This window comes from Grimontia kaedaensis (assembly GCF_023746615.1).
In the GTDB taxonomy this organism is placed as follows: Bacteria; Pseudomonadota; Gammaproteobacteria; order Enterobacterales; family Vibrionaceae; genus Enterovibrio; species Enterovibrio kaedaensis.
Genome location: NZ_CP082275.1, coordinates 1,917,148 through 1,942,743, shown reverse-complemented (window position 1 = coordinate 1,942,743; position 25,596 = coordinate 1,917,148). Strand labels below are relative to the sequence as shown.

General features: G+C 46.3%; 18 protein-coding genes. 7 read left to right on the top strand and 11 right to left on the bottom strand.

Translation table 11 applies throughout. The annotated features are described in order from the left end of the window. Nucleotides 1-2: 2 nt before the first annotated feature. Nucleotides 3-3,263, bottom strand: a complete 3,261-nt coding sequence (locus tag K6Q96_RS08850; protein WP_251875074.1) for an ATP-binding protein — start codon at nucleotides 3,261-3,263, stop codon at nucleotides 3-5. Nucleotides 3,264-3,587: 324 nt separating this feature from the next. On the opposite strand from K6Q96_RS08850, the gene K6Q96_RS08845 reads away from it, so the two are divergent. The 4 genes from K6Q96_RS08845 to K6Q96_RS08830 all read left to right on the top strand — a co-directional run bounded on the left by K6Q96_RS08845 (nucleotide 3,588) and on the right by K6Q96_RS08830 (nucleotide 7,310). Next, nucleotides 3,588-3,932, top strand: coding sequence for a DUF3802 family protein (locus tag K6Q96_RS08845; RefSeq protein ID WP_251875072.1), 345 nt, complete (start codon nucleotides 3,588-3,590; stop codon nucleotides 3,930-3,932). Nucleotides 3,933-4,038: 106 nt separating this feature from the next. Further along, the gene (locus K6Q96_RS08840; protein ID WP_251875070.1) at nucleotides 4,039-4,755 is read left to right on the top strand and encodes a tRNA-uridine aminocarboxypropyltransferase; all 717 of its coding nucleotides are present in this window, start codon (nucleotides 4,039-4,041) and stop codon (nucleotides 4,753-4,755) included. A 175-nt stretch (nucleotides 4,756-4,930) separates the two neighbouring features. Then, nucleotides 4,931-5,842 carry an N-acetylglucosamine kinase gene (nagK, locus tag K6Q96_RS08835; RefSeq protein ID WP_251875068.1) on the top strand — a complete coding sequence of 304 codons (912 nt, stop codon included), beginning with the start codon at nucleotides 4,931-4,933 and terminating at the stop codon, nucleotides 5,840-5,842. A 190-nt stretch (nucleotides 5,843-6,032) separates the two neighbouring features. Continuing rightward, complete coding sequence (locus K6Q96_RS08830) at nucleotides 6,033-7,310, top strand: GGDEF domain-containing protein (protein WP_251875066.1); 1,278 nt, start codon at nucleotides 6,033-6,035, stop codon at nucleotides 7,308-7,310. A 65-nt stretch (nucleotides 7,311-7,375) separates the two neighbouring features. Here K6Q96_RS08830 and K6Q96_RS08825 read toward each other — a convergent pair whose 3' ends face one another. The 4 genes from K6Q96_RS08825 to K6Q96_RS08810 form a co-directional block, all read right to left on the bottom strand. Next, nucleotides 7,376-8,458 carry a ketoacyl-ACP synthase III gene (locus K6Q96_RS08825; protein ID WP_251875064.1) on the bottom strand — a complete coding sequence of 361 codons (1,083 nt, stop codon included), beginning with the start codon at nucleotides 8,456-8,458 and terminating at the stop codon, nucleotides 7,376-7,378. Nucleotides 8,459-8,609: 151 nt separating this feature from the next. Continuing rightward, entirely contained in the window at nucleotides 8,610-9,980 is a 1,371-nt protein-coding gene (locus tag K6Q96_RS08820; protein WP_251875062.1) for an SLC13 family permease, read from the bottom strand. Nucleotides 9,981-10,205: 225 nt separating this feature from the next. After that, nucleotides 10,206-10,865 (bottom strand): SanA/YdcF family protein, encoded by a 660-nt coding sequence (locus K6Q96_RS08815; protein WP_251875060.1) that lies wholly within the window; start codon nucleotides 10,863-10,865, stop codon nucleotides 10,206-10,208. 118 nt (nucleotides 10,866-10,983) lie between these two features. After that, the gene (locus tag K6Q96_RS08810) at nucleotides 10,984-12,675 is read right to left on the bottom strand and encodes an NAD-dependent malic enzyme (protein ID WP_251875058.1); all 1,692 of its coding nucleotides are present in this window, start codon (nucleotides 12,673-12,675) and stop codon (nucleotides 10,984-10,986) included. 217 nt (nucleotides 12,676-12,892) lie between these two features. Here K6Q96_RS08810 and K6Q96_RS08805 point away from each other — a divergent pair, with 217 nt between their 5' ends. After that, a complete protein-coding gene (locus tag K6Q96_RS08805; protein WP_251875057.1) occupies nucleotides 12,893-15,244 on the top strand; it encodes a helicase-related protein in 2,352 nt (783 codons plus the stop codon). 54 nt (nucleotides 15,245-15,298) lie between these two features. Here the strand turns inward: K6Q96_RS08805 and K6Q96_RS08800 are convergent, their stop codons facing one another. From K6Q96_RS08800 to K6Q96_RS08790, 3 genes are all read right to left on the bottom strand, one after another. Continuing rightward, nucleotides 15,299-15,832 carry a dihydrofolate reductase family protein gene (locus K6Q96_RS08800; RefSeq protein WP_251875056.1) on the bottom strand — a complete coding sequence of 178 codons (534 nt, stop codon included), beginning with the start codon at nucleotides 15,830-15,832 and terminating at the stop codon, nucleotides 15,299-15,301. A 68-nt stretch (nucleotides 15,833-15,900) separates the two neighbouring features. Then, a complete protein-coding gene (locus K6Q96_RS08795) occupies nucleotides 15,901-16,383 on the bottom strand; it encodes a YajQ family cyclic di-GMP-binding protein (RefSeq protein WP_062713744.1) in 483 nt (160 codons plus the stop codon). A 50-nt stretch (nucleotides 16,384-16,433) separates the two neighbouring features. Continuing rightward, the gene (locus K6Q96_RS08790; protein ID WP_251875055.1) at nucleotides 16,434-17,495 is read right to left on the bottom strand and encodes a 3-deoxy-7-phosphoheptulonate synthase; all 1,062 of its coding nucleotides are present in this window, start codon (nucleotides 17,493-17,495) and stop codon (nucleotides 16,434-16,436) included. Between the two features lie 326 nt (nucleotides 17,496-17,821). Here K6Q96_RS08790 and K6Q96_RS08785 point away from each other — a divergent pair, with 326 nt between their 5' ends. Then, a complete protein-coding gene (locus K6Q96_RS08785; protein ID WP_251875054.1) occupies nucleotides 17,822-18,625 on the top strand; it encodes a putative PEP-binding protein in 804 nt (267 codons plus the stop codon). 185 nt (nucleotides 18,626-18,810) lie between these two features. Continuing rightward, on the top strand, nucleotides 18,811-19,647 hold the full coding sequence (locus K6Q96_RS08780; protein ID WP_251879620.1) for a CvfB family protein: 837 nt from the start codon (nucleotides 18,811-18,813) through the stop codon (nucleotides 19,645-19,647). A gap of 229 nt (nucleotides 19,648-19,876) precedes the next feature. Here K6Q96_RS08780 and rsmF read toward each other — a convergent pair whose 3' ends face one another. The 3 genes from rsmF to K6Q96_RS08765 all read right to left on the bottom strand — a co-directional run bounded on the left by rsmF (nucleotide 19,877) and on the right by K6Q96_RS08765 (nucleotide 25,267). Then, nucleotides 19,877-21,307: a 16S rRNA (cytosine(1407)-C(5))-methyltransferase RsmF gene (gene rsmF, locus K6Q96_RS08775; protein WP_251875053.1), complete on the bottom strand. Its 1,431-nt coding sequence runs from the start codon at nucleotides 21,305-21,307 to the stop codon at nucleotides 19,877-19,879. A 134-nt stretch (nucleotides 21,308-21,441) separates the two neighbouring features. Next, nucleotides 21,442-24,066: a PqiB family protein gene (locus K6Q96_RS08770; RefSeq protein WP_251875052.1), complete on the bottom strand. Its 2,625-nt coding sequence runs from the start codon at nucleotides 24,064-24,066 to the stop codon at nucleotides 21,442-21,444. Continuing rightward, complete coding sequence (locus K6Q96_RS08765) at nucleotides 24,053-25,267, bottom strand: paraquat-inducible protein A (protein ID WP_251875051.1); 1,215 nt, start codon at nucleotides 25,265-25,267, stop codon at nucleotides 24,053-24,055. Before K6Q96_RS08765 ends, K6Q96_RS08770 begins: the two co-directional genes overlap by 14 nt. Nucleotides 25,268-25,596 lie beyond the last annotated feature (329 nt).

Here is a 25,596-nt window from a genome sequence, read left to right as displayed (position 1 = left end):
TATTAATTTTCTGCCGCGCGCTCTCCAAGTGATTGTAATAAATCAGCATGCTTACTATGCACAGCGACCAGGGTGGCATTCAAAACTGGTCTGAGGTCGTCTATCAATCCAACCGTATCTTGATTTTCAGTCTCTGCTGATTTTTCTATTTGCATGCAAAGGTCTGAAAGCTCAATCGCCCCTATGCTTCGGGAAGAGGTTTTCAGCTTATGTGAGAGCATCTTTATTTCAGTGAAATCATAGGGCGCCTGAAAGTCTGCCAAGGTGTTCAACTCTGGCTCGCAGTGTTTGATGAATTCCCCAAGCACTTCCACATAGGTCTCCGTGTCGCCCCAGAAAAGCTTTTTCAGTACCTCTGGGTCCAATTCGATTATTGTGCCAGGAAGGGACGCGGGCACCTCAAGCTTTGTTGATGTTTCAGCACTGGACGCACTGTTTACAGCCGTTAGTGGTTCTTCTTTAGGTTCTTCGAAAGGCTTGCTTTGTGCACACCATTTTGAGAGTACCTTTTGAATAACATCGATTTCCACAGGCTTGGCGATAAAGTCATTCATACCGGTTTCAATACAGCGCTCTGCTTCTCCTACTAACGCATTGGCCGTAAGTGCAACAATAGGTACAAATTCAGCGCGCTCTTTTTGGAGCTCACGAATCGCTTTTGTTAGCTCATAGCCATCCATGTTAGGCATATGGCAATCGGTTAGCACCAAAGTGAAGGCCTGGTTTCTGTATGCCCTAAGTGCTTCTTGGCCATCTGCTGTCATCACCACGTGATAGCCAAGGTAGGTAAGCTGTTTTTCGATAACCGTTTGGTTTGTCACGTTGTCTTCAGCGACCAGAATGGTTCCCTGCATTTCCTCCGCGCGCTCGATAAAGGCTTCTTTGCCGCGCGTGTCGATAACAGGGTAATCGGGGCTTTCGAGACCTACACAGATTCGCAAGCCGCTCAGTAAACTGGCAAGTTTTAGTGGGGACGAAAAAATGGCAAACACATCGACTCCGCCATAACGGCGAACTGGCATATTCATGTCCAGCTCCAGATAGCGAATATCTACCTTGGGGGGCACAAAAGCTGGCATCAATTGCTTCGTTTTGAGGTAATCGCGGCATAGTACGACGTATTTAACATCTTCTTGCTCGAACTTCTGTAAGTGCAGCATTTCAATCGTGATGCTCTGAACAGCAATATCCATCGAATGCAGATAATTATCAATACTGACTTTCAGCGCGCCATTTTCGAGAGAGTTAATGCAGATAACATTATTGAGTGATTCGGCAGACTGTCTCAACAGTTCAATATTGCATTCATCCGGCACAGTCGTTTCCTGAGAACAGGGCAGTGTGAAGCTCACCATAAATGTTGAGCCGATACCCTCTTCACTGGTTGCTGAAATGGCGCCTCCCATCAGGGAAGCAATATTGCGGCTAATTGCGAGACCAAGACCAGAACCACCGTAGCGACGGGTCGTGGAGTACTCTGCCTGTGTGAACGGCTGAAAAATGGCTTCCAGCTTGTCTTTGCTAATGCCGATCCCATTATCACGAATTTCGATAAAGACTTTAGCGGCCCCTTCAAGTGTTGATTCCGTTTTGATACAGACTTGCACTTCACCGCGATGAGGCTGTCCGCCAGAGAACTTTATTCCATTACCAATGATATTGAACAGAATTTGCTTGATGCGCGTAGGGTCGCCGAGTAGGGAAGAGGGTACTTCCGGAGATACAAACAGGGTGAGGGATACATTTTTTTCTGCCGCTTCCGTGGCTAGGTTATCCATTACCTGTTCAGCGATATGTCTGAGGGAAATAGTGACATTATCGATGCGCATTTTACCAGCCTCTATGCGGGAAAAGTCGAGTATGTCATTAATGATAGACAGCAATGAGAGCGCTGATTCCCTAACTGTGTTGGCGACACTCATTTGAGACGTGTCGAGTTTTGAGCGCAAAAGGATATCAATCATACCGATTACGCCATTCATAGGGGTACGGATTTCATGGCTCATCGAGGCAAGGAATTGTGCTTTGGCTTTTGATGCGGTCTCAGCCAACTCTTTTTGATACAGAAGCTGCTCTCGCGCCTGATTACGCGAGATGATGTGGTCGCGGAATGAACTTAACGCATGGGAAATTTGACCAACCTCATCAGGACGATCTTTATACAAAATCGGAATTTCAGTGTTCCCGTCAGCAAGATTTCGCATGGTGTCTGCCAGCCGGGCTATGGGCTGCGTTACTTTTTTGTAGATGTAATAGGTTACGAAGATACTGACAACCGTCATGATGGCAAACAAGGCAAAAAAGGATAGTTGGTTTGTTTTCAGTACGTTCCGAAGGTTTGCCATGGAGTTAGCCGCACTGAAGCTGGTTTCCCTGGAAAACTCAGTTAAAGATGTCTCCAGTGTTTTGTATTCATTAACATTGATGGCCTTCAATGATGAAATTGCATCCAGCTTTTTTGAAGGTTCATATTGTTCGAATACACGGTTGATTCGACTAGAAAGTACTTTCCCCAAACGTTTGATCAGATCAAGCTGCTCAATGATTGTACTGTCAGTTGAGCTCTTTCTAAGGTAATTGATGTGGTTTCGGAAGAAAGCCTCGTTAGCATCAAAGCGGTCTTTCTGGTTTTCTTCACCGTTTAAATAAAATAACAGCGCCGAGGTCATGTCATCGACTTCGTCGCGGATAAGCCAGATATAGTGCTGTGTATCTTGCTTTGTCAGCAAATCAGAAGTGTCTTTGCTGCTGTCTAGAAGACTGATAGATTCGAACAGTTCAGGGGTCAATGTGGCGGAGATTATGCGTTTTTCATTTAGCGCCCAGACTTCTCTCTTCGGGTCATACTTCCCGATAACATCGTTTTCTATCTTATCGATAAAGTTATCGTAGACTGATTCGACACTATTGAGGTGGCTGGTTTCTGTACCATGAAGTTTTTTAAGCTCGTTCAGTGATACTTCAAACTGGTTTTTGTTGCGGTAGTAGTTTTCTAAGGCGGCGCTTTCACCCAGCGCATAGCTGAGCATGCTTCGGTTCATTTCGCCAGCATAACGAAGCATAGATACCGAAAGTAGGGCACTTGGAATTTCCAGTCGACTGGTATTGTTGGTATCTGTGCTGGCACTGTCATGCATAACATATGTAGAAACCGAAAGGAGCATCGCACAGAGTGTCATCATCGCCATGATGAGACCGACTTTACCAACGATACTTTTTGAAAACGGGAACTGGTTGGTGCGCTGAATCTGTTCGTCAGACATCTTAAATCCTTTAACTCACATCCGTGCACGACCAGTAATAGGCTTTGTGGCTGAAATCATTTGTATTTTTATTAATGAAGGCTTTGCTACTTATGCAATAAACCATGAAATCAGCAGCTTAAGTTCTTATTGGGCAGGAAGTTTTAAAGCGCCTGCATTCGTTAAACCGGACTATCATGTTCTTGGAAACTTATAATGTAGACGGCCAAATCGCAATATGGAGACATAAGATTCAATAAAGTGACATGATACGTAATTATTGGTACCAATTTTGTGCCAAGGGCAATAAAATTGCGGGTAGAGGACATTCACTGGAGGTAAAAAATGGTCGTTGAATCAGATGGCTATGCGGCGCTGATTGAGTTCTTTGTCGATAACTTGGGGCAATTTTCTGCTCCGGGTGACAAAGTCGGCTCCGAAACCATCGACGATCTTGTTCATGAATTGGTTGCCAGCCAAATCATGGCGATCTGTGATCAGAATAAAGAGATGCCGCAGGCTCTTCGCTTTGAAATCATGCGTGAAGCAGACAAAATCGTGGCAGATTTGGAAGAGATCCTCAGCTCGGTCTGGCACCAGAAGCCGACTTATACCCAAATAAATATTCTCGAAGAATATATTGGTTTGGTAAAAAATTTGTTTGATGCTGCTGTCTGTGAATTCGTTTAAACGTCACGAGTCCTAAGCCACTTATCACAAACAGTTGCACCACGCAAAACCGTAATTACAATGCGCCTAGTCTTTTCTGCTTTAGTCACAATGCAAGGCGCATTTAATGAAACTTCACGCTATACATCACCTATATCAACAACGCTTAGCCCAGTCGACCCGTCCTTTCAAAGCGCGAGGAGCGAATGTGGATCGTTGTACATATTGTATGGTGGTGAGAAGGCTATGTATTTGTGAAGAAAAGGTCACACATGTTACCAATGCGGCCTTTTTATTGGTCATGTATGACGATGAGGTACTGAAGCCAAGCAATACTGGGCGTTTGATCGCTGATACTGTTCAAGATACTTTTGCGTATATTTGGTCTCGCACAGAACCCAGTAAAGAAATGTTAGATTTGGTCAACGATCCTAAATGGCAGCCATTTGTAGTCTTTCCTGCTCAGTATGCAGAACCAGAAAGAGTGGCCCGAGAACCTTTGACTGAAGAGGGCAAACGTCCACTATTTATCTTGATTGACGGAACTTGGCAGGAAGCGAAAAAGATTTTCAGAAAAAGTCCCTGGCTGGACAACTTTCCCGTGCTTAGCATTAAAGCGGAAGCGCTTTCAAGATATGGTGTTCGGGAAGCGAATGGTGAAAGCCAATTGGCAACAGCGGAAGTCGCGGCAAAAGTGTTGGCACTAAATGGAGATACAATCGCCAGTCAGAGCTTAGATGCTTGGTTTGATGTATTTCGAGAGCACTATCTCACCGGTAAGAAGCAGCGCCAGCTGCCCATTCCAGGGGCATTGGACAAATACCGAGAAGTGGTAAAAAAATAAACCGAGAGAAACTAGACTGAAGACCTTGCCAAAATTTGCGATGAAATGCGCAGAAATAGCGGAGATCATTGGGTTGCAGAGGAGGTATTTTGTTTTTAATCACATTCATACCGCTCTGAAACAGGGATAATTTTGGCAATTCAGCGAATTGAAAATTGGAACAATGGAGTAAAGGATGTATTACGGCTTTGACGTAGGCGGCACGAAGATAGAGTTTGGTGCGTTTGACAGTGATTTGAAGCGCCAAGCAACTGAACGTGTTCCTACACCAGGCGATGATTACGAGCAGTTGATTGAGACGCTCGCTGCGCTGGTGGTTAAGTACGACCAACAATTTGGTGGTGAAGGCACAGTAGGCATTGGTATCCCTGGTATTGAGAAAGCAGAAGACGGCACGGTACTGACGGTTAATGTACCGGCAGCTAAAGGGCGCACGCTGCGTGCGGATCTTGAAGCAAAAATTGGTCGTGAAGTGGCGCTTAACAACGATGCGAACTGTTTTGCTCTGTCCGAAGCATGGGATGAAGAACTACGGGGTGAAAAAGTCGTTCTGGGTCTGATTCTGGGTACTGGCTTTGGTGGTGGTTTGATCGTCGACGGTAAAGTCGTATCAGGTAAAAACAACGTTGCGGGTGAGCTGGGCCATATGCGTATGCCGATTGACGCCTGGCTACACCTTGGCGAAAACGCACCGATTTTTGATTGCGGTTGTGAAAAGAAAGGTTGTATCGATAACTACCTGTCTGGACGCGGCTTTGAAATGCTGTACACGCATTTCTATGGCGAAGAAAAGAAAGCCATTGATATCATCAATGCATTCAAAGAAGGCGAAGAACAAGCTTCAGAGTTTGTTGAAAGGTACATGGACATGCTTGCCATGGTATTTGCTGGCCTTTTCACTGGTATTGACCCAGATGTGGTTGTCCTTGGTGGCGGCTTGTCTAACTTTGAATACATTTATGAAGAAATGCCGAAACGCGTGCCTAAATACCTGTTGTCCATAGCAAACGCGCCTAAAATTATAAAGGCGAAGCACGGTGATTCCGGTGGTGTACGAGGTGCTGCATTCCTGAATATTCAACGATAGGTTCGATAGACTCATTTTCTAAGTCTTTGTAATCTTGAGTTAAATCAAGGCACCGCAAAAGCGGTGTCTTTTGTTTAAAAAATGCCATCAAATTATGAGAAGGTGGCAGATTAAAACCAAATAGTCATAAGAGTCAGATAGACCATTGTTAAGTTATAAGTTTTCGCGAGCCTTAGTCGCAATATTCGTTTTGCTCTTCTTTTCCGTTGCCACTGTGGTTTGGTTTTTTATCGGTGGCGCTCAATCGAGCTATGTTATTTCGCCCACAGAGTTTCAATTCCGCTACATCGATGACACGCCAATGGGAGGAAATACCAAGGGACGTGTGTATACCAAGGATGATGGCAGTGTGGCGTTAGAGTGTGAGCTTGGATCAGCCTACCGTTGGCCGTTCTGTGAAGTGGCAATTAGCTTAAGCCCAAGTGTTACCCACGGGATAGATTTGGCGAATTATCACTCAATGATCATAGAAGCAGCATACAAAGCGCCAGCGCCAGATCAACGTCTTCGTGTTTATCTGCGCAACTTCAATGATGCTTATTCAATAACCGAAGATCCGGTCTCCATGAAGTTTAATGGCATTGAATACAATCCAACGGAGGAAATGTCTGAGATAGTGCTTCCACTCAATTCGTTTCAGGTACTGTCATGGTGGATTTCCGATTTAGATATACCTTTGGAGCATGCAGGGCCTGATATGAGCAATATTTCTCTCATAGAAATCGCCACAGGCAGTGCTCCTACCGTCGGGAAGCATGAATTGACAATTAAAAACATTAGATTTGAAGGAGTGATGGTCACTGAGGCGGGTTTGTTCCGTTCGCTAACGTTTATTTGGCTGGCGACCGCAACTGTCTTACTGGCCGTGAAGTACTTGCAGAGCCGTCGGGTTTATGATTTGGAAAGGCGCCGTGCAAACAGATTGAAAGCCATCAATACTGCGTTAAAACAGCAAAGCGAGACGCTGTCTATTATGGCGACCACAGATGCGCTGACCGGTCTTCGTAATCGTATGGATATTTACCCTGAGCTAGAAAAGGCGTTGGCATCGACGGATGGTAAAAACTGTACTGCGCTTTGTTTGGATATTGATCACTTCAAAAAAATAAATGACACCTATGGTCACGATATGGGTGATCGATTATTAATTTGTACCGCTGAAGTTCTTCGTGAATCCGTGTCCACAAGCGATGTCATTATTCGTTGGGGGGGAGAAGAATTTGTGATTTTCTGTCCAAACCGCAATCTGGCGCAAGCATCGTTTTTGGCAGAAAAAATCCGTGCGGCCTTCGAAACTACTGACTGGCCTCATGATGCTGAACTGTCATGTAGTGTTGGCGTTTCTTCGATGCGAGAGGGCAGTATTGCAGCGATGATAGCAGATGCTGATGACGCACTTTATAGGGCTAAACAGAATGGCCGTAACCGAGTCGAAGTTTTTGCTGAGTCGTTCATAGCGACCGTGTGATTTAAAGCCTTAACAAAAACAAAGAAGCCGCTGTGTAGCGGCTTCTTTGTTTGGGTATAAAAAACTTACTTTTCAGCGTTAGCTTTACAGAGTGCAATAGCCTCTTCAAGCAGGCCCAACGCATTGGTTGCCGGTTCTGGAAGTGCAGCATCTGACTGACTAAGTGGAGTCACACGATCACCCCATCTAAGCACACCTGCACCCCAAGTTAATCCTGCACCGAATGCTGCCATCAGAAGCGTGTTATTTGGCTGCACACGACCTTCTTCAACTGCTTCACACAGTGCGATTGGAATCGTGGCTGCAGAGGTGTTGCCATACTTGTGAATGTTGATAAACGCTTTCTCAAGAGGGATCTTAGCGTGATCACACAAGGCTTCAATGATGCGCTTATTCGCTTGGTGCGGAATCACTACATTGATGTCTTCAGGCGTCATACTGGAACGTGAAAGTACAGTGCCTGCAGCTGAACCCATACCTTTTACTGCACGCTTGAAGATCTCGCGGCCGACAAAGTTAAAGTCAAAATAACCGTTGTCTTGCTCAAAACGAGGCATCGCGGTACCAAACTCCGGAATAGCCAGAACATCACGGCCTTCTGAGTCACAGCCAAGCTGAGCATCCAGGAGCCCAACTTCTTTGTCTGTTTTGCTGAGAATAACAGCACCCGCGCCATCACCGAAAAGTACAGCCGTATCACGTTTGCTCCAGTCTAGATACCAGGTTAGGCGCTCCGCACCAATCACCAACGCATGTTGATAATTGCCTGACTGAATCATGCGGGTTGCGGTTTCCAATGAATACAGAAAGCCAGTACAAGCAGCGTTAAGATCAAAAGCCGCTGCTTTTTTAGAGCCTAATTCAAGCTGTACTTTAGAGGCAATGTTTGGAATGAGTGTGTCGGGAGAGCATGTGGCAACGATGATGAGGTCGAGATCTTTGCCTTCAATGCCAGCAGCAGCCAGCGCATTTTTGCCAGCAACAGCAGCCATGTCTGATGTATTAACATGACTGATTCTGCGAGCGCTGATGCCGGTTCTGCTTGAAATCCATTCGTCGGAGGTTTCGATGAAGGTGCTGAGGTCGTTGTTAGTAAGTTCTGCCTGAGGTAAACATTTTCCCCAGCCAGTAATTTCTGCAAATGGCATGAGTTTCTCTTTTTCTCGTAATAATGAAAGCAGTTTACTCCCGTTAAGGGGTTGAAACAAACGGGTATAGCAGGGAAGTGATTTGAAACAAAAAAGTGGCCCGAAGGCCACAAAGAGGGAGGTACCGCATTTTGTTATTCCGACTTTGGTTTTACCAAAATATCCAAGCAAACAGAGCCAGCACAATGATAGCGACGACGTTCAAGTAACTACCTGCACGCATCATTTCTGACTGTTTGATATGACCCGAACCAAACACAATGGCATTAGGAGGGGTTGCGACCGGCAGCATAAATGCGCAAGACGCAGCGACGGCAATAAGAGCAGACAGAATGACGGGAGATACGCCAAGTGCTTCTGCAACGGTTGCAAATACAGGCACCAGCAGGGCAGCACTCGCGGTATTACTTGCGAACTCTGTCAGGAATACAACGAAGGCCACTACTGTCAGCAGTGTGAAGAAAATGCCTGCACTTGAAAGGAAGCCACTCAGAGATTCGGCAAGAAATACACTCGTCCCCGTCGCTTTCAGTACGTTACTAAGTGTCAGACCACCACCGAACAGCAATAAGATGCCCCAGTCTGTAGTCTTCTCTATATCCTTCCATTTCACGACACGGCTTGCACCCAACAGAACAATAGCGGTCAGTGCAACGAGTGAATCAAACTTACTCAGGCCGCCCAACATTTGGTTAATAGGTTTGCTAAATATCCAGCAGAAAGCGGTGAAAGCAAAGATAGCCAGTGTTAAGCGTCGGCCGTTTGTCCATTCGATGGGCTTGTGGTTGAGGTCAAATGTGTGATTCAAGTTTGGCTTGGTTAGTAAATACAGTACAGCAATAGTCAGTGGAAGTAGTGTAAGGGTGATTGGCAAACCCAACTTCATCCAGTCTGCAAAGTTCAGATTCACTTCCGCGGCAGCAATGGCGTTTGGTGGGCTGCCGACAATAGTCGCGATACCACCAATACTGGCGCAGTAGGCAATCCCAAGAAGAACGAAAACAAAAGTACCGCGTTCAGACTTTGCGTTGACCTTGCTAAGAACGCCCAATACCAATGGCAGCATCATCGCTGTTGTTGCTGTGTTTGAAATCCACATAGAAAGGCCAGCAGTAACGCCAAACAGCATCATAACCGCGACACTCATTCGGCCTTTTGCCATTAGAAGAACTTTGTCAGCAATGGCTTGGTCAAGCTTCTGCACATGTAGTGCTGCTGCCAGCGCAAAACCGCCAAGGAAAAGGAAAATAATTGGATTGGCGAAGTTTGCTAATGCGGCAGGCGTTTTGAATACGCCCAGCCCGACTGCTAATAAAGGCACAAGTAAGGCGGTGATGCTGACATGCAGCGCCTCAGTGAGCCAAAGCACTGCAATAAATACCAGCATGGATAAGCCGATAACGACGTTTTCTTCAAACGGTAAGACATTCATGAGAATGAAAAAGAGTGCAATGTCTGCAAGGAGAATCATGCTGTTTCTATTGAACAGCCAATCTTTAAAAGCAAGGGTTAATGCTGTCATTAGGGCTTCCTTTATAAGTAAGTAGGACAATTTTCTTGTTTTTGTTTTTATAGAAAAATCAGTAAACGAGTCGGTGACTCATGACGAGCATTATTGCCGAAAGCTTTGGAACATTGATGGGGGGAATTAACATGATGTTGCGTGAATGTTTAAAAGTGGGAGGTGATAATTTTAGAATGGGTGGAAATCTACCCATCCATGTATTACCGAGGTTTTACGGGGCTTCTACTTGTCAGAAAGTGCTTCTGTTGGAATGCTCTCTTTTGGCCCGAGGAACTTAGGTTGTTCGTTTAATACATAAATATCCAACACCGCTTTAACACGTGCGAGTGTTTCTCGAGCTCGGATTTTCATACCCGCTGTTCCACCTGGACTTGGAACAGCCAGACAGATTGCATCGATGTCATAGTAGTCGGCGATGAACAGAGCGCGCTCGCAGTGGAATGCTTGTGTGACTAATGTGAATTCGTCTGCATCAAATACTTTCTTGGCACGAATGATGGAGTCCAGCGTGCGAAACCCAGCATAGTCGAGGAAAATGCGATCGTCAGGGATCCCTGCTTTCAGCAAGTCGCGCTTCATTGTCCAAGGCTCGTTGTATGAGCGATGTGCGTTGTCACCACTGAGGAGCATCACGTCGACCTTGTCGTTGAGATACAGTTGCTGTGCAGCTTCGATTCGGTAGGTGTAATAGGGGTTGAGTGTTCTGCCAATGTATTTGCTGGTTCCCAGTACCAAACCGATGTGTCGGTTTGGTGTATTGTCTACCGTTCTGTATATGCGGTCTTTTGCCTGGAACGTCACCCAGAAATCCATTGCTGCAATGGCAACAAGTGAGGCGACAACAACAGTAATGATTACAAAAGACGCTTTACGCAATGACATCACAGTAAGGGGAATTAAATATCAGCGGAAGAAACAGCAGGTTAAACCAATTTGAAGGAAATAACAAAAACAACCTCCGCAAAAGCAGAGGTTGTTTCAAATGGCACAGATAAGACGATTAGAACGATGTACGTTTGTACTGACGGTACTTAGGTTGCCAGAAAATTGCGTCAATACGTTCTTGCAACGCATCCTCAGCCAACTCGAGTGCAACACCTTGTTCAATTGCTTTCTTAGCAACAGCCAGCGCGATATGACGTGACACTGAATGAATCTCTTCAAGTGCTGGAAGCAGAGGACCACGACCAAACTTCGCCAACGGCGAACATTCTGCGAGCGCGCGGCTTGATTCCATCAACATCTCATCAGTGACGCGCTTGGCTTCAACAGCAAGGACGCCCAAACCAATGCCCGGGAAGATATAGCTATTATTGCACTGCGCAATCGTAAAGGTCTTGCCGCCGTCCAACACCACGGGTTCGAATGGGCTACCAGTCGCAACAAGCGCTTCACCGTTAGTCCAACGCAGGATATCAAACGGCGTAGCTTCTACGCGGCTTGTTGGGTTTGACAGTGGGAATACAATTGGGCGCTCGCAATTGGCATGCATCGCCTTAATCACCTCTTCACTGAACAGACCCGGTGCACCGGATACACCAATAAGGACGGTTGGTTTCGCATTTTGAACAACATCCAAAAGTGAAACGTTTTGGTCTTGCAGTTCCCAATCTTTGATAGCCGAAGACTTTTGTACCAGTTTTTGTTGGAAGTCGAGCAGGTTTGGCATGGAGTCCAACAACAGGCCCCAACGGTCGACCATGAACACACGCTCGCGAGCCTCTTCGTCGGTAATACCTTCTGACACCATTTGCGCGATGATGGCTTCCGCAATGCCACAGCCTGCAGAACCTGCACCCAAGAAGGTAATGCGCTGCTCTGCGAGGGTAGTGCCTGCAGCTTTACAAGCGGCGATCAGCGAACCAACGGTAACAGCAGCAGTGCCCTGAATGTCATCATTGAAGCAACATACGCGGTCTTTATAGCGCTCAAGAATTGGCATCGCGTTTTTCTGTGCGAAATCCTCAAATTGAATCAGCGCATCAGGCCAGCGGCGTTGAACAGCCTGGATAAACTCTTCGATGAAGTCGTCGTAATCCTGACCGGTCACACGGGTATGACGCCAACCCATGTACATTGGGTCAGAAAGTCGTTGAGGGTTATTGGTGCCGACATCCAACACAATTGGCAGAGTATAAGCCGGGCTGATACCACCACACGCGGTATATAGCGCCAGCTTACCGATTGGAATGCCCATACCGCCGATACCTTGGTCACCCAGACCCAGAATTCGTTCACCGTCTGTCACAACAATAACTTTCACGTTGTGGCGCGATGCGTTGTTCAGCATGTCATCAATGCGGTAGCGGTTTGGATATGAAATGAACAAACCACGGCCGCGACGATAAATTTCAGAGAAGTTTTCACATGCTGCACCAACCGTAGGGGTGTAGATGATAGGCATCATCTCAGAGATGTGATTGTTTACCAGTCGGTAGAATAGGGTTTCGTTAGTGTCCTGGATATTGCGCAGGTAGATATGCTTGTCCATATCGTTTTCGAAACGCAGATATTGCTTATAGGCACGTTCAGCCTGCTCTTCGATAGATTCAATGGCTTCCGGCAAAAGGCCTTCAAGGTTAAAGAACATGCGTTCTTCGACAGAAAATGCACTTCCTTTGTTCAGAAGGGGCGTTTCGAGCAATGCTGGTCCCGCGTAAGGAATGTAGAGAGGACGTTTTTGATTATGCATGGAGAGACAACTCTGTTCTTTCAGAATGTAATTAATACTAAAGTATAAGGCGTGAAAGTGTAGTGTCCTTAACCTTTGGTATTCAAGTGCATTTTGTTTTAAACGAGCTAATAAGCAGGAAAAGGTGAGGTGGTGCGAGCACAAGGGGTGGAAAACGACACATACACACAAACACTAAGGTACACTCTCAACAAACCAGAAATACATATCAAAAGTCATGACCGACGGAAAAAAACTCACGCTTCCTATCGACAGCATTCAGCAAGACGTTGAACAAATCCTCTTCGAATCCAACTTAATTGTTCAGGCCGATACAGGAACAGGTAAATCGACGCGGCTACCAGTTTGGGCGGCTAAGACGGGTCGTGTGTTAGTGATTGAACCCAGACGTGTTGCTTGTACAACCTTGGCAGGGTTTGTTGCAGAAACGCTCGAAAGCGAGGTAGGTGAGCGGGTTGGCTACGCCATAAAGTTTGATTACCGCTTTTCTGACGATTCGGAGGTGGTGTTTGCCACACCAGGTGTTGTGTTGCGCTGGTTCAGCGAGGACAAGCTGAAAGGCTTCGATGTGGTGATGATTGACGAGTTTCATGAACGCCGGGCCGAGACGGATTTACTCGCCGCATTGTTGGTAAAGCAAGATCATCATCGTTTGATCGTCACTTCAGCCACGTTGGATAACCAGCGATTGGAAGCCTATTTCAATGCCAAATCGATCATAGCAAATGCCAAGAGTTACGGTGTCACTACTATTCATCATGCCAGAGATTCTCAGCATATGCCTTCAGGTAGGTCGATTGAAGATAGGGTTAAGCCTGTTGTGGAACAAGCATTGGCACGAGGTGGTGATGTGTTGGTCTTCCTGCCAGGGAAGAAAGAAATTAGCCAGTGTCTATCAATGTTAAAATTGCTGGATGCGGAGGTGATTCCTCTCCATGCTTCAGTGTCTGATTCTGATAGATACCGCGCTTTACACCAATCTGATAACCAGCGTGTGGTACTAGCGACCAATGTCGCTGAAACCTCGCTCACCATTCCAGGGATTGTTACCGTTGTCGATTCGGGCATGGAACGTCGTACCCACCAAAGAAACGGTCGTACAGCTTTGGCACTGCACGCAATATCGAAAGCCAGTGCTAAACAGCGAGCTGGGCGTGCAGGACGAATTTCAGCGGGATATTGTGAACGGCTCTTCGGGGAACATGCACCTTTAGAAGCTTTCACTCCACCAGAACTTGAAAGGGAAGATCTAACAGAAACAATGTTAGCAGCGGCATGTTGTGGTTATGTTCTGGAACAACTGCCATTCCTATCAAACCTTCCAGAGAAATCATTGAACACAGCGAAGGCGCGACTCTCAGAAATGGGGGCTCTAGATGAACAAGGCGCAGTCACTGAACATGGCAAGCGCCTGTATCCGTTGCCGATTGATAGTATTTTCGCTCACTTGATTTCAAGAATGGATACAAAATCAAACACCGAAGCCATGGTAGATCTTGCAGCGGTGCTTCAAACACCAATGACAGTGTGGAAGCGAAAAGGTGGAGAGCTTGTTTTAGACGATTACCGAAGATGGAATGCTCTTTCCTGTGACGTTGTCACATCAATTGCTGTACTTCGTGGTGAGCAACCGACCGAAATTATTGATGTTGACGAATTGGCCCTCGAAGAAGCGAGGAAATTGTCAGCATCTATCCGTGAAGCGTTGGAGCTACCCGACTGGGAGGTTGCCAGCCGATTTTCACGCGAAGCACTCTTGAAAAGCGTCCTGTCAGTTGCTCCCGAACTTGCATATGTACGACGCGAAAAACGGCAACAAGCATTCGGCAATGGCTTTAACGAAGTCACGTTGAGTCGCGACAGTGATTTTCCTGCAGAGCCTCAGGCGGCGATTGTATTCGACCAGTTTCACTTGGCAGGCCGAGGTGTGAAGCAAACTACCTCGTACGCCACATGTATGGCTCCTGTTTCCTTTACTTGGCTTGTTGATGCTGGGTTAGGAGAAGAGTCCGTTTCCGAATTTGGTGAACATGATGGCGTAGTGGTCGATGTTATTGAACGAATCTACGCAGGAAGGGTCATTGGTGAATACAGACAAGCGGCGGAAGGAGAAAGCCTTATTCGGGCGTTGGCCACACAAATCATTAATGGCGAACTTTTAAAAGGCACCGGCGAGCGCCTTGTGAGAGAAGTAAAGTACTGGAATCTTTATCAGTCTTTAGAAGATGCCGCGAAAAGTACCGAGGTTGATGTATTGGCCTGGCTTGAGCAAGCTCTGCAGGATTTGGGGGTGGAAGCAATAGACGATTTAGAGTTGATCGAGGGCGACGACTTTGTCTTTGATGGTATTCCGTCTTGGGAGTTTGATGATTTTGCAGAAAAGTACCCGCTAGAGCTGAATCTGGCCGAGTTAAAGCTGGATGTGGAATACCAAAAAGGGAAGCGCACTGTTGTTATACACCACGCTGGCGGTAATAGAAAAGATGGCCCCAAGCGTTGGGAGTTACCATCATGGTCTGGGTGGAAAGTACAGTACAAGAAAGCCAGTCGCGTGATTGACGTGAGATGAGATATTGACCCTCAGAAAGAGGCCAGCAATTGACACAGGCCTCTTTTTTAAGGCTTATCTCACACGTTTGAAATGAGATTTGACCATGGCGTTAATCAGCACTTCACTCTTTACCAGTTCAAATTGCTGGCGATGTTCCAAATCGCCAAACAGCTTGGTGCCGCCGCCGAGCAATACCGGAATTTGGGTGATTATTAGCTCATCAATTAAATCCTCTGACATGAAGCTCTGTACCGTCTTACCACCATCGATATAGAGATTCTTGAATCCTTGCTCATTAAGATTTTTAAGGATCTCTGACAGGTCTCCTGAAATCAAAGAGGCTTTATCTTTGTGGGAGTCAGGGATTTGATTCATGGTATTACTGAGAACGAAAACTGGCTTGGCATAGGGCCAGTCACAGTCAAATCCGAGTACTGTTTCAAAGGTAGTTCTGCCCATCACCAGCCCATCAATGCCAGACATAAATTCGGCCCATCCGAAATCTGACTGGTCTGGGTTTGGAATGCTGTGTAGCCAATCCAAACCACCATTTTTATCTGCAATGTAACCATCTAAACTGGTTGCGATATATACGATATTTGACATGGGGTCTCCAAAGAAACAAAAAGCCATTTACCGGGTGGCAAATGGCTTTTCTCGTTCATTAGGTGTAATTAGTCGCGGAAGTTATCGAACTGAAAAGGTTGACCCAAGTCCGCTTCGCGCACGACTTGCATTGCGGCTTGAAGGTCATCTCGCTTCTTACCGGTGACACGAAGTTTTTCACCTTGGATCTGAGCCTGAACTTTGATTTTGGCTTCTTTGATCAGTTTAACGATTTTCTTGGCAACATCGGCCTCGATGCCGTTTTTAAAATGCACATCACTAAAGAAAGTCTTACCGGAGTGAACCATGTCTTTTGGTTCCATCGCTCGGGCATCAACACCACGTTTAGCGAGGTTTCCGCGCAGGATGTCCATCATCTGATTAACCTGAAAATCTGACTCAGCAGCAACTTTCACGACTTCTTTATTGAGTTCGAAGCTGGCTTCAACGTTGCGGAAGTCAAAACGGGTAGACAGTTCACGCTTCGCATTGTCTACGGCGTTTTTCAGCTCTACGGTATCGATTTCTGAGACGATATCAAAAGAAGGCATAGTAATTTCCTGATATTTAACTGAAGTTCGAGCTTATCACAGAGACTTGTTTAGCGTGAGTTACGTTTCGCAACAGCATCAGAAAGCATCTGAAGCATCTTAGCGGTGTCGTCCCAGCCCAAACATGGGTCAGTGATAGATTGGCCATAAGTGAGGCCAAAAATGTTGTCTTTATCTACGGCCTGATTGCCTTCTTCAATGAAGCTCTCGGCCATGATGCCAGCGATGAAAGTATCGCCTTCGACCAATTGATTGCAAATATCTGTGGCAACGTCCAATTGGCGACGGTGTTGTTTCTCACAGTTTGCGTGACTGAAATCAACCACCAAGCGAGGTGTCAGATTAAATGCTAAGAGATCTTCAGCTGCGCTTTCAACATCAGCTTTGTAGTAGTTTGGCTGGTGTCCGCCGCGCAAAATGACGTGACCATAAGGGTTACCACTAGTGCGGTAAATAGTCATTACACCATTCTTGTCAGGAGAACAGAACAGGTGAGAAGTCTGGCTGGATCGAATTGCATCAATGGCGATCTTGATGTTGCCGTCAGTGCCATTTTTAAAGCCGACAGGGCACGAAAGTGCAGACGCCATTTCACGGTGAATTTGCGATTCGGTTGTGCGCGCGCCGATGGCCCCCCAGGTGACCAAATCTGCAATGTATTGACCGGTGATCATGTCGAGAAACTCGGTCGCAGTAGGCAGACCCAGCTTGTTCACATCCAGCAGGAATTTACGGGCTTTGAATAGGCCTTTTCTCAGGTTGCAGCTACCATCGAGGTCAGGATCATTGATCATACCTTTCCAGCCCACAACAGTACGTGGCTTTTCAAAGTAAGTGCGCATGACAATATGCAAAGTATCTTTGTGTTGCTCAGCAAGTACCTTCAGGCGCTTTGCGTATTCGAGACCAGCTTCCGGATCGTGGATAGAGCAAGGGCCGACTACAACAAGTAAGCGGTTGTCGCGGCCAGTGAGAACATCTTCCGTTTGTTTGCGGGCATCTGCGATGTCTTGGGCAACACTGTCTGTAAGTGGAGATTCTGCTTCCAGTTCTGCAGGGGTTGGCAGAGTGTCAACAGGTTGCGTTCTTAGTTCGTCAGTTTTAATCGGCATGGACTCTGCCTTCCTTACGTCGGTGTTGTTGCGAAGGCTGTAAGATAGCAAAAAATCGGTGTCAGAAAAGCCATGATGTGATCTTTCAGCGATTTATTCTCTCCATCGCCTTTGTTTTAACCGGAAAGATTCTTAAACAGCCAAGTTTTATTCTGAAGGTGAAAATCGACATTTCCTTTCGGATTTCTCTTGTAACAAAAAGGCTCTGTGGTATGTTTTCTCACTGATGGATGAAAATCAGGCGTTTGCAAAGAATCTGCGTCGATTAGCCATCATTTTCTCGCCGCAACAGGCACTTAAGTTTCACAAGGCAGTATTGGTGCGCTATGTCTCAAATGGATTTGACCTACTCTCACGTTTTAAAAAATCCCGCTCAATTGGAAGATAATGACACGTCATTTGGACTGGTCTCTTTGGGTGAATTGTATATCAACGCGATCGGAACTCACCCGTCAGCACTAGATGACAGTAATGCGATCAAGGACAAATTGGTGTCGTTATTGGAAGGTGCACACAAGTCGAACAGTGAAAGACCGTTTCGTGTGATGTTAAATGACCAAAGTGCGCTCGCATTGAAACAAATGAAAGGGGCTGATTCAGAGCCAGAAGAAGCAAATCCGGCCATGGGCTTGCGTGGAGTTTCGCGCTATGCAAGTGAAGCAGGCAAACCTGGTTTCGTGTTTGAGTGCGAAGTGCTGAAAAAGGCAATTGAGGAAAAGCAGCTTCCCGTTGAGATTGTGGTACCGTTTGTACGCACTTCGAGCGAAGCTGCAACCATGATTGATTTGTTGGCAGAGCAGGGGCTTTGTCGCGGAGCAAATGGTCTGAAAGTAATGCTGGCGTGCCAATTACCCGCGAATGCAGTGCTCGCGGAAGCTTTGTTGGCGTATTTCGACGGTATCATTATTGATGTTGATAACCTCGCCGCATTTACCTTGGCAGTGGACTTTGGTGATGAGGCTTTGCCTTACACCTTCAACAAGCACAATGAAGCGGTGAAGAGCTTGATTCGCGACACTATTCGTAAAACACAACTGGCCGATAAGCCTGTGCAGGTGTTAGCTCAAGAATCAGATAAAGCGATCATCGAGCTGGCAGAAGGTGCGAACGTAGAGCTGGTTTATCAATAATTTGATAGCTTCCGCTTAATGAATTTGAACGCCACACATTGTCGTGGCGTTTTTCGTTTTGCCACTGGATGTAGTTCTCGCCCAATAAAGAACCAATCAAGCTTTTGTCCTCAAATTACTTCAACCATCACGGTGTAAATCTCGTATACTGCGCATCAGTTAGAAAACCAATGAGCAACGCATCAATGATTAAAATCGGTCAGTTGAACCATCTTACCGTGGTGAAAGAAGTTGAGTTCGGCGTATTTGTCGACGGTGGGCATGAGTACGGCAATATCCTCCTGCCAAAACGCTATGTGCCAAAAGGCACTAAAATTGGCGATGAAATTGAAGTGTTCATCTACTTTGACTCTGAAGACGATGTGATTGCGACAACTGAGAAGCCATTGGCGCAGGTTGGACAATTTGCAAAGCTGCAATGTGTAAGCACCACACGTGTTGGCGCATTTTTGAATTGGGGTCTGCCCAAAGACCTTTTGGTTCCGTTCAGTGAGCAGCGTATTAAAATGCAGGAAGGAAGAGACTACCTGGTTTTCCTGTACGTTGATAACGCATCAGGGCGTATCGTTGGTTCGACTAAGTTTAATAAGTTTCTCGACAAAACCCCTGCACGCTACAAGAAGGGCGATCAGGTACACGTAACCGTGGCAGAAGAGACTGAGCTGGGATACAAGTGCGCCGTTAATGATGCTCACTGGGGTCTGCTGTTTAAATCAGAAGTATTTGGCAAGCTATTTATCGGTAAAAATCTGAAGGCATATATCAAGCAGATTCGAGAAGACGGTAAGATTGACTTGTCACTGCAAAAACTGGGCAAAGGCAAAGTGGATGATCTTTCAGAGAAGATTGTTCGCACGCTGGACCGCAAAGGTGGGTTTCTGCCAGTGAATGACAAGAGCAGCCCGGATCAGATTTTTGAGCTATTCCGCACCAGTAAGGCTACCTTCAAGAAAACTATCGGTGGGCTGTACAAAGAGCGCAGAATACGCATCGAGAAAGATGGTATCTACCTGATCAAGTAATATAGGTCGAGAGCATTTAAACAAAGGTCGCGTAAGCGGCCTTTTTTGTGACTGATCTTATGTGAAGAGTGTCAGAAAAAAAGAGCCCGGAACGATTCCTGTTCCGGGCTTAGGGGAATGGCTCGTAAGAGCCTTGCGCTAACTGGTTTAAATGGAGATTTGTAACACTTCAAAATTTAGTTGGCGCTAGGCTCTTTCGGCGTTTCATGGTTGAGAATTTAAGGATCGTCTACTGGATAAATAAATTGACGTCTCTAACTAACTCTCTTGGAAGGCCATTTTTGATTCGATTGCTAACCCATTTACCAATGCCAATGGGTTGACGGCGATAACAGACAATGACTTCACCTGAACCGATAAGGCCTTCTGGTCGAATATCCCGGCCCATATACCATTCTTTAGCGTCTTCTACTGAAAGCTCAATACACTTCGGCTCATTGCCTTTCGCTAATGCCATGATGGTTTCGTGTTGCCAGCGATAACCCTTTTTGTGCGATTCAGCGAGCTTTAAACCAATGCGGTCAAATTTGATTTCTGGAAGAATGCCTTCCACCTGCTCTGGGAAAATCCACACTTCTTTATCACGTATCCAAACATTGGAAGAATGAGGAATAGAAAGCCCCAGCGTTTCATCCAGTGATTTTAAGACGTCGTCGGCCTCTTTGGGTTTGGCTTTTTGGAACGGGAACTTACGAGGGCGTTTTTTCACCATTTCAGATCCGACGCTTTCTGTTTTTTTCAGTCGAGCGACAAAGAAGCCTTCACTGTCAAAAATCTGCGGGAATACATGCAGGAAGCCTTCCTCTGTACAAGCCGCATCGGCACCTTCAAAAAGCTCATTGAGCGGTTGGAATTCAACAGCTTCACCAAAGGTGTCTTTAATAAAATGGCAGATGTGCTGGTTTTCATCATGGTTTAGTGTGCATGTCGAATAAACCATGGTGCCACCCGGTTTCAAAGCATGGAAGGCACTAACAATTAAATCGCGCTGTGTATTCGATATGTCCTGAACAGATTCAAGACTCCAGTTACTGAATGCGTCTGCATCTTTGCGAATTGTGCCTTCGCCGGAGCATGGAGCGTCCAGCAAAATAGCATCAAAGGTCTCTGGCAACCAATCCCCAAATACGCGGCCATCGTAGTTTGTCAGGGCGGAATTTACGACGCCACAACGAAGTAGGTTAGCGTGCAATACCTTAACTCGGCTTGCTGAGTATTCGTTGGCAACCAAAAGGCCTTCGTTGTTGAGCACGGCGGCAATTTGGGTGGTTTTGGAACCCGGCGCTGCGGCCATATCCAAAACTCGGTTTAGCTCGATGTCGTTTTCTAGCAGCGCTGTGACGGGCAACATTGAGCTGGCTTCCTGAATGTAAAACAAACCAGCCATATGCTCAGCAGTGTTGCCTAGAGGAACCGTATCCTCGTCGTAGTCATCCAGCCAAAAACCGTTATCGCACCAAGGTACGGGAGAAAGCTTCCAGCCTTTTTCGTTGGCACGTTCAAGAAAATCTTCCACCGAGATTTTTAGCGTATTCACGCGAAGGCTTCTACGAAGAGGGCGTTTACACGCCTCAACAAAATCGGTCATTGAAAGGTGGGAAGGCAGAATCTGTTCAATCTGGTTTAGGAACGGTTCTGGGATCTTGATGTTTGGATGCACCTGAAAGGTCTCTTGCTGGCGTTTACTGAATTGCGAAGTGTAAAAGGAATAGAGTCCAGAAACCAGTAAGAACAGAGGTTGGTTAAATAAAAAAGCGCGGGTTAATACCCGCGCCTGCTTTTATCCGACCGTAATTAGAAGTATGGAATTGCTGTGCGCCATGACGTCCATTCTTCTTCTGGCGTCTTGTGCAACAGGTAGTGTTGGTCAGAGCGCGCCGGCTTAGCCAGTTTGTCTCCAGGAGGCGTCGCAAAAGCAATTCCTCCTTTGAGAATGCTTTCCAGCGTACCGCTGCGGATATTGGCACCCGTAATGCCGATTGAAACATCGACGCCTGATTGATTCCAGAAGACGGTATTGTTGCGCACCAGATGTTTGTAATCATCACTGATTTTCACTTCAATCAGAACACGATCTGCAAATCGGCCCAGACGCACGTTGGTCACGGCCCCAACTTCGAAGTCACGGAAAAGAATTGGGGTGCCGACGGCCACGGAACCGCGGTTTTCGCTTTCCAGAATCAAAGACAAGCCGCCTGAGTATTCCGCAGATTTGTGCAGTTGGAAGTTATCGCGTTTTTCACCTTTGCCTGGAACCACTGAAATGTAGGAGCCGAACAGGGAATCCAGGTTCTCTGTTTTCGTGAGACTCAATGATGGCTGAGCAACCCAAAAGTAGCTGGTCGCGCGTGCAAGCTGTCCTGCAAACTCTGGGTATACCATTGCTTTAATGGTTACCCCTTCAGTTTGGAAAGCTGGTGAAAGTGTGGTTACCTCACCTACATCAACGCCTTGGAACTTAATCTTACTGCCCTTAGACAGGCCACTGGCATCATCAGCGGAGAAGGTGAGTTTCAAGCCATAGCTTTGAGCGTCGGTCAGGCTGTCATAGAGCTTCCAGTCGTTGCCACTGCGGTTTTCGATACCGGTTATATCACCAAAAGAGATGCCGCCAGAGACAATTGATTTGAGTGATCCTGTATCAATTTTTACGCCACTCAAGCCAGCTTCAATATCAACACCAGAGTGATTCCAGAAGACAGTGTTGTTTGTCACTAAGTGGCGATAGCGGTTTTCAACCTGAACAGTAACTTCAATACGCGATTTGGTGAGCTCAAAGCTTTTTACCTTACCCACTGTGAAGTTTTTGTACATGACCGGGCTGCCTTCGGAAACAGAAGGCAGTTTGTAGGCGATCAGTGTGAAGCTTTGGAAGCCTTTTTTCGCATTCAGCGCATTGCGGGCTTGAATGTCAGACTTGAACAAGGTGTATTCGTCGCGTGGCTTGGCTTCGCCAGCGCTTGTGAAGCTAATGGCGGGTTCCACCATTTGTGCAACAGTAGGGACGCTGAACTCAATGCCTTCAGAGTTGATTTGCCCAGTTGCACCGCCAAGGATAAAGAATTTAGAGCCGCTCTTGACCAGATGCTTGTAATCCGGGTAAACCACCAACTCTAGCTTCACCTCCCGATCACTTAGCACTGTGCCTTTCACAAAACCCACTTGAACGCCACGGTAAAGAACTTTGGTGCCTTCTTTTAAGCCCCAACTGGTTTCAGATTTGACGGTTACAATCAATGAGCGTGGATCTTCAACCACCAAGTCGCTTTCTGTTTTGGCTGAAAATACATCTGAATCTTTGCCTTGCCCTGGCTTAATAGTGAGGGTGTTACCTGTTATAAGGTTGGAAAGTCGCTTAACTCCAGCGAGGCTGATTTCCGGTTTCTCGACAATAAATTCGCTATCAGATTTTAACAGCCAAGCCATTGACGGATTGATATTGGCAGATGCTTCTGTGCCACTGAAGTCTTTGTTGAATTGAATACCGCTCAGGCGACCAACTTCCAATCCTTGGAAAAGAATAGGGGCTTCTGGATTGGTGATGCCATGGTTATCAGGGAGAGCTACCGTAATCGCTATGCCACGATCCGTGTCATTGATTGAGCTGTATAGATTGAATATTTCCAGCGGGTCTGCTGGCGTGCTGTCTTGTGGGGAGTCGAAAGCGATCCCGCCAGCAATGACAGAAGCTAGATTCTCAATGCTCACCTCAACACCACTGATGCCGATATCAGCTTCTACGCCGCTTACGTTCCAAAATTTGGTGTTTTTGGTCACCAACTTAGCATATTCATCTTTGATGTTAAGTGACAGTGTCACTCCTTGTTTGTCGGTCGTTAAGCGATAGTCGATAACCTCTCCAACACGGATTTTTTTATAGTAAACACCAGAGCCTACACTCAGTGAGCCCAAATCAGGCGCTTGTAGCTGAATGTGCAGACCATCGTCGCCAAAGGCATTTACTGGCGGCTCATCAGCAGCGACAAACGTTGCTCTTTCATCCCCTGTGCCTGGCTGGACCGCGATGTAATTGCCCGTTACCAAGGCGTCTAAACCACTTATGCCTGTAATCGATGCACGTGGCCTTACTACCCAGAAAACCGTATTCTGACGCAAAATTTTCTTTGCTTCAGGGTAGATTTCTGCTTGTGCCGAAATACTTTTCAAATCATCGGAAAGGGTGACTTTACGAATAATACCGACTTCAAGTCCTTGATAGCGGATCGTTGTTCTTCCGGCTTCAATTCCTTGAGCATCGGTGAAGTAAATTTCGATGCGCTCCCCGGCTTCATTAACCGATTTGTAAAGTAACCAGCCAGCCAAAACAAAGGCCAAAAGAGTGAAAATCCATAGCGGCGAGATGCTTTTATCTTTTCTAATGACAGGGTCTTTGACTTGTGAGTCTTCAACGTTGCTCATACTTGTCCCAAATAAGTCGAGAATCCAGACTTTCCGCGGCAATCATAGTGAGTACCACAACCAGCCCAAAGGCGATGGCACCAGGTCCTGGTGTGAAATCAAGAAGGTTTCCGCGGTCTATAAGGGAAACCATGATGGCAATGACGCAAAGATCCATCATTGACCACTTACCAATCCATTTAACAAACCGGTATAACTTCATCCTAAGCTTCCTGCCAGATTCCACTTTGAAGTGAATACATAGCAGGATGTAAGCCAGACAAATGATTTTTGCCACAGGCACAACAATACTGGCCGTGAAGATAATAATGGCGATGCCGTACATTCCCTGCTTAATGAGAGAAGCGACACCCGAAAAAATCGTGTCCTCAAGCCTTTTGCCATTCGTCAGCAGAATCGAAATCGGATAGAAGTTGGCTGGGAAGATAAACACAACTGCGGCGAGCAGTGACGCCCAAGTTTTCTGGATGCTCTGATAGACGCGGTGTTCCATCTTGCTGCCACAGCGGGTGCAGTGCTCATGGTTTCTTGGCTGAGTTAATCCACAAAGTTTGCAAGACGCGAGTTCTCTTTCTTGTCCACAAATTTCAATCGATTCTTTACGCTCTTCGTCTGTTTCCCCAAAGGCGTCCCAGTACCGCTTAGGTGAAACACGAGATAGCAAAACAGCGGTTAAGATCTGGAGTAGGACGAAGCTTAAAAGTCCAGCGTCAACACTGACTTCCGCAAAATCACGTACTTTAAAGCAACCCACTGCCAAGCTGACGAGAAATACATCAACCATGACCCAGTGCCGAATGTATTTAAGCACTCTGGTGCTGTAGTTGAGCGCTTTGGCATTACGGATATAAAGCGCAAGGTTTGAGCTAAGTAATGTGAGTAAAAAGGAAAGAGGAGCGATAGCGACGCAGAAGATGACCAGACTGCCAACAAAAGGGAAGGTATCCAATAGGATGATGCTACCGCTTGTCACTGTGGTAGAAAAAGGAACTCCAAACAGATTAATGGTCACTAAAGGGTAAAGCTGGGCAGGGACAAATAGAACTAACGCTGCGAGTGCGATAGCTAACTCACCGGATAAACTTATCGAAGAGTTCTTAATCACTCTGGTGCCACAATGCGGGCAGCGAGCGCTAAAGCCTCGAGCAACGGGTATTTCATGTAGTAACAGATCGCATGACGCACATCTCAGTACATGCATAGCGTATCTTTCCCCTTCAATAGAATTACTGGTTTAGATATACCCAATCCCTGGGAGCTAACTGTGATGACTGACTATTGCAGGTTAGCGTCACTTTACTCATCTGCATAATGTGCAATTGAGTGAATCCCGAATACAATGTGCATCTTAATCAATCTGTTATACCCAAACAACCGGAATTCATTACACTCATACTGGAAACGGTATTCCCGTCTATCTGAATCAATGCCCGTAATTGGTGATAAAACAGTCATATGACAATGCCACGATTGAATCGCTAACAGTTTCAACATATCGTAGGCCATCCGACTTTAAGGAAGTAGTCTACA

What these genes read in the sequence shown, in the direction of transcription:
- K6Q96_RS08815 (WP_251875060.1), bottom strand. Translation starts at nt 10,865, where the DNA reads ATGTCATTGCGTAAAGCGTCTTTTGTAATCATTACTGTTGTTGTCGCC.
- K6Q96_RS08800 (WP_251875056.1), bottom strand. Translation starts at nt 15,832, where the DNA reads ATGTCAAATATCGTATATATCGCAACCAGTTTAGATGGTTACATTGCA.
- K6Q96_RS08840 (WP_251875070.1), top strand. Translation starts at nt 4,039, where the DNA reads ATGAAACTTCACGCTATACATCACCTATATCAACAACGCTTAGCCCAG.
- K6Q96_RS08765 (WP_251875051.1), bottom strand. Translation starts at nt 25,267, where the DNA reads ATGCATGTACTGAGATGTGCGTCATGCGATCTGTTACTACATGAAATA.
- K6Q96_RS08795 (WP_062713744.1), bottom strand. Translation starts at nt 16,383, where the DNA reads ATGCCTTCTTTTGATATCGTCTCAGAAATCGATACCGTAGAGCTGAAA.
- K6Q96_RS08805 (WP_251875057.1), top strand. Translation starts at nt 12,893, where the DNA reads ATGACCGACGGAAAAAAACTCACGCTTCCTATCGACAGCATTCAGCAA.
- K6Q96_RS08825 (WP_251875064.1), bottom strand. Translation starts at nt 8,458, where the DNA reads ATGCCATTTGCAGAAATTACTGGCTGGGGAAAATGTTTACCTCAGGCA.
- K6Q96_RS08780 (WP_251879620.1), top strand. Translation starts at nt 18,811, where the DNA reads ATGATTAAAATCGGTCAGTTGAACCATCTTACCGTGGTGAAAGAAGTT.
- nagK (WP_251875068.1), top strand. Translation starts at nt 4,931, where the DNA reads ATGTATTACGGCTTTGACGTAGGCGGCACGAAGATAGAGTTTGGTGCG.
- K6Q96_RS08770 (WP_251875052.1), bottom strand. Translation starts at nt 24,066, where the DNA reads ATGAGCAACGTTGAAGACTCACAAGTCAAAGACCCTGTCATTAGAAAA.
- K6Q96_RS08790 (WP_251875055.1), bottom strand. Translation starts at nt 17,495, where the DNA reads ATGCCGATTAAAACTGACGAACTAAGAACGCAACCTGTTGACACTCTG.
- K6Q96_RS08820 (WP_251875062.1), bottom strand. Translation starts at nt 9,980, where the DNA reads ATGACAGCATTAACCCTTGCTTTTAAAGATTGGCTGTTCAATAGAAAC.
- K6Q96_RS08845 (WP_251875072.1), top strand. Translation starts at nt 3,588, where the DNA reads ATGGTCGTTGAATCAGATGGCTATGCGGCGCTGATTGAGTTCTTTGTC.
- K6Q96_RS08810 (WP_251875058.1), bottom strand. Translation starts at nt 12,675, where the DNA reads ATGCATAATCAAAAACGTCCTCTCTACATTCCTTACGCGGGACCAGCA.
- K6Q96_RS08785 (WP_251875054.1), top strand. Translation starts at nt 17,822, where the DNA reads ATGTCTCAAATGGATTTGACCTACTCTCACGTTTTAAAAAATCCCGCT.
- K6Q96_RS08850 (WP_251875074.1), bottom strand. Translation starts at nt 3,263, where the DNA reads ATGTCTGACGAACAGATTCAGCGCACCAACCAGTTCCCGTTTTCAAAA.